4 protein-coding genes are annotated in these 3,776 nt (G+C 47.8%); all 4 read right to left on the bottom strand.

The window, feature by feature from the left end; translation table 11 throughout:
* Positions 1-511: carbohydrate ABC transporter permease (locus tag ACWB0I_RS07235; protein WP_479387384.1), on the bottom strand; the 511-nt coding region annotated here is incomplete at its 3' end.
* The gene (locus ACWB0I_RS07230) at positions 508-1,386 is read right to left on the bottom strand and encodes a carbohydrate ABC transporter permease (protein ID WP_479387383.1); all 879 of its coding nucleotides are present in this window, start codon (positions 1,384-1,386) and stop codon (positions 508-510) included. The genes ACWB0I_RS07235 and ACWB0I_RS07230, both read right to left, overlap by 4 nt.
* Complete coding sequence (locus ACWB0I_RS07225; protein WP_479387382.1) at positions 1,383-2,687, bottom strand: extracellular solute-binding protein; 1,305 nt, start codon at positions 2,685-2,687, stop codon at positions 1,383-1,385. Before ACWB0I_RS07225 ends, ACWB0I_RS07230 begins: the two co-directional genes overlap by 4 nt.
* A gap of 83 nt (positions 2,688-2,770) precedes the next feature.
* The coding region (locus tag ACWB0I_RS07220) for a LamG-like jellyroll fold domain-containing protein (protein ID WP_479387381.1) at positions 2,771-3,776 on the bottom strand (1,006 nt) is incomplete at its 5' end.

Below are 3,776 nucleotides of genomic sequence, written 5' to 3'. Positions count from 1 at the left end.
TGCAGCCGTCGATGCGCGCGGCATCGATTAAATCCTGCGGTATGTCCAGAAAAAACTGCCGGAACAACAAAATGGAAAACGCCGTAATCATGCCCGGCACAATCAGCGATAGGTAGGTATCGACCCATCCGAATTTCACCATTAAAATGTACATGGGAATAAGCGTAATCTGAAACGGAATGACCATGGTAAACAGAATGACGCCAAAAATCAAGTTGCGTCCCCAGAAATTTAAGCGGGACAGAGCGTACCCAACCATGGAGCCAAAAAAGATGACCGACACCGTAACGCAAAACGAAACGAAAACGCTGTTCAGCAAGGCCCGCCAGATGGGAATTTTCTGCACCACCAGGCGGTAGCTTTCCAGATTAAAATGTTGCGACCACAGACCAATGGCGCCAATCTCCGTTTCCGGTTTTAAACTGGCGGCAATCATCCACAAAAAGGGATAGATGAAAGTAATGCCTGCCACCGTTAAGATCAAATAAATGTAAAAACGCTTCATATTCATCTATTCTCCACAATACGTTTCTGGATCAAAACCACAATCAAAATAATAAAGGCAAAAAAGAAGCCCAGAGTGGCGGCATAGCCCATGTGTCCAAAATAGAAAGCCTGATTGTAGATGTAAAGCATGGCCGAAAGCGTGCTGTTCATCGGCCCGCCGCCGGTCATGACAAACGGTTCAATAAACAGGGAAAAGCCGCCAATGGTCGATAAAATGACCACCAGCACCATGGTGCTGTTTAAGGCTGGCACAGTAATGTAACGAAACTTTTGCCAGCTTGTGGCGCCGTCCAGTTCCGCCGACTCATACAAATAGGCCGGAATGTTTTGCAGTCCGACCAGAAAAAGCACAATGTACAAACCCACATTCTTCCAGGTGGCCATAATGGCAATGGAAGGCATAGCCCACGAGGGATCATTGATCCAGGGTACCTTTGGTAATCCCAGTGCCGAAAGCAATAAATTGAGCAGGCCGGTTTCATAGCCGTACAACTGCTGCCACAAGATGGTAATCACCACGCCGGAGACGATGACCGGCATAAAGAAGACAGCCCTGAAAAAGCCGCGCAGTTTAATCTTTTGATTTAACAGGATGGCAATGGCCAGGGCAAAAATAATTTGCAGGGGGATGTGAATTATCAGAAAGACTACCGTATTGTAAATGGCCCGCAAAAATTCCACGTCATGAAACAGGCGGTAAAAATTCTTCAGGCCCACCCAGCGCATGGGCGTAATGACATTCCATTTGTGAAAGATTAAAATAAAAGAGAATCCCAGGGGAAAAGCGACAAAGAGCATAAAATAGACTATGTAAGGCAAACTCATCACATAGCCCAATCGTTCGCTCTTTTTAATCCGCTGTTTTAGATGGCCTATCATTGTCGGTTCCACTCCCTGATCACCAGTACGCGTTTAACCGCTCTTTGAAGCGCTTCTTCAGCAGAGCGCCTGTTGTAGATAACACAGGCCTCATATTCCTGTGAAATGGCGTTAAAAATTTCTTTTAGATCAGCCACGCCATCCACACCGCGTGTAAAAGGCGCCTGGCGGGCAAAAAGCGTCATTTGCGGTTTCTGTTTAAAATAAGCAGCAAAGGTAGAATCAGCCAACAAATTTTTGCGCATGGGAATTTGATCACAGATTTCCAGCAGGCGTAAGTCTGCATGCCGCGAAATCAGCCATTTAGCAAATTCCCAGGCCTGTCGGGGATATCGCGTCGTCTTAAAAATGGAAATATTTTTGGGATCGCCGTAAGTGTAAACCGGTCCCCGATAATCATCCGGTCGAGGAATAGGCATGATGCCATATTCAAAACCCTGTGTTGCAAATTTGGTAATGTAGGCCAGCAGCCAGGGGCCGGAAATTTGCGTGGCCAGTTTTCCCGCTAAAAATTGATCGCCCTGGAATTGTGTGACGGGCATGTATCCCTTTTGATACATGGTCTGGAAGAAACGAAAGACCTGAACGCTGGCCTGATTGTTGAACACCAGGCTATCTCCGTTAAACAGGGTCAATCCTCCCGAAGCACAGATGTAAAAGGGATAAAAATCGAACAAGCGCTGCCACCAGATGGGCTTAATGTCGCGATAGAGCATCCAGTGGTCCACCTGGCCATCGCCATCAAAATCGCGCACGATTTTTGCCGCTGCCTTTAAAAATTGCGAATAGGTTTCCAGCGGCGCTTTTACGCCCGCCTTCCGAAAAATCTGTTTATTGTAATACACCATGATCGGATTGGTCTTCCAGGGTAGCTGATAATATCCCCCATCCTTAGCCTTGAAAGTTTGTAACTGTACTTTGGACAGGCGTTCCAGAACATAGGTCCAGAAATCGGGGAAGGTATCCAAGCGCACCAGGCCACCGGCCGAAATATATTCATCCATGGCCCCCGGCCACATATTCGAACAAATATCCGGAGTCGTATTACCTGCAATGGCAGCCAGCAGCGCCTCCTCTGAAGATTGGCTGGCAGGCAAGGTTTGCAGCTTAACCGGTATGTGTTTGTGCATCCGGTTCCATTGTTGCACCAGCTCTTTAGCCAGCCTGTATTCCTGCGGATTGGTGGCGCACCAGTACGTTAATCCTGTATTTTCTTGTTGTTCGGAATCCCGTTTACCACAGGCCGCAAAGAAGAGAACCACAAACAGGCTGATGAGCACTTTGCCCCGCTGTTTTGTCATGTAATGTATTCCTGTCATGGGCCTTTCTGTTCTTTAATAAATTCCTGTTGAACTGGTTTAACTGTAAAATAAGCCCGAGCTCCCTATTTAATTTTCAAACACTTCCCTACTTTTTGACGATCCTTCCATTGCAATCGATAAAAATACAGGCCTGAAGAGAGATTTTTCGCCTGCCAGACAAAGGTATGCCAGCCGGGACCTCCCTGTCCCAGATCGATCTTGCGGATCAGCCGCCCGCGACTGTCAAAGAAGTCAAGACGCGTACGGCCTGCGGCTGGCAGGTAAAAATCAATCCTGGTTTGCGGGTTAAACGGGTCGGGATAGTTGTGTTTTAAGACCAGATCCCGCGGCAGCGCCTTCGACGCCCGCTTTTCCAGCGTCGTCAGCGTGTCGTAGAGCGTGCTAACTTCCTGTCCATTTAAGGCCTGATTAAACAAAAAAAACTCATCCAGTACGCCACGAAAGGCATATTGCCAGGATGCGGGTAAATGCTGTCCCAGGCACAAATCGTAGTCAGTAGGCAAAAGACTGCCCTGTGCGCTGCGTGTATTATTCAATTGGCCGTCCAGATAGAGGGCCATTTCTCCTGTGCTGGAATTGTAAACACAGGTAACAAAATAAAATTGCTTCAGGAGCAAACTATTTTTGGAATCCAGGTCATAAATACCTTTTTCTGTTTTAATCGTCCAGCGCAGTTTTTCATTGGTGATAGAAATCTTCCAGCGGTTTTCCCAGTTGCCATGACTGGCAGGATAAGCCTCACGCACGTAGAAAGAATCCACGCGCATTAAAAAAGCCACGGTTATGGCTTCTTCAAAATTTAACGATGGATGAACAGGAACGCGCACGGCTCCATGTATTCCGTCAAAGAACAGGCCCTGGCCATGGGGCGTGGCAATGCTCTGCACACTGCTGACCCGGCCATGGTTGGCAAAGGCGCTTAAATCCGTCGCCTGACCATGTTCAAAATTGTAATGGATGACCAGCTTTCCAATGCTGAGACCAACGCTGTCCTGAACTTCAGCCTGTTTTGCGTCCCGTACCTTACAGTGCATCCAGATGTACCCCGCAGTGTCCGGCACCTGCCAC

The organism is Caldithrix sp. (assembly GCF_056497305.1).
Note: the sequence above shows the minus strand (reverse complement) of the source record. Positions and strands in the feature narration are given on the sequence as shown.

Excerpts from the sequence above, each read along its gene's own strand:
- ACWB0I_RS07230 (WP_479387383.1), bottom strand. The coding sequence starts at position 1,386 with ATGATAGGCCATCTAAAACAGCGGATTAAAAAGAGCGAACGATTGGGC.
- ACWB0I_RS07225 (WP_479387382.1), bottom strand. The coding sequence starts at position 2,687 with ATGACAAAACAGCGGGGCAAAGTGCTCATCAGCCTGTTTGTGGTTCTC.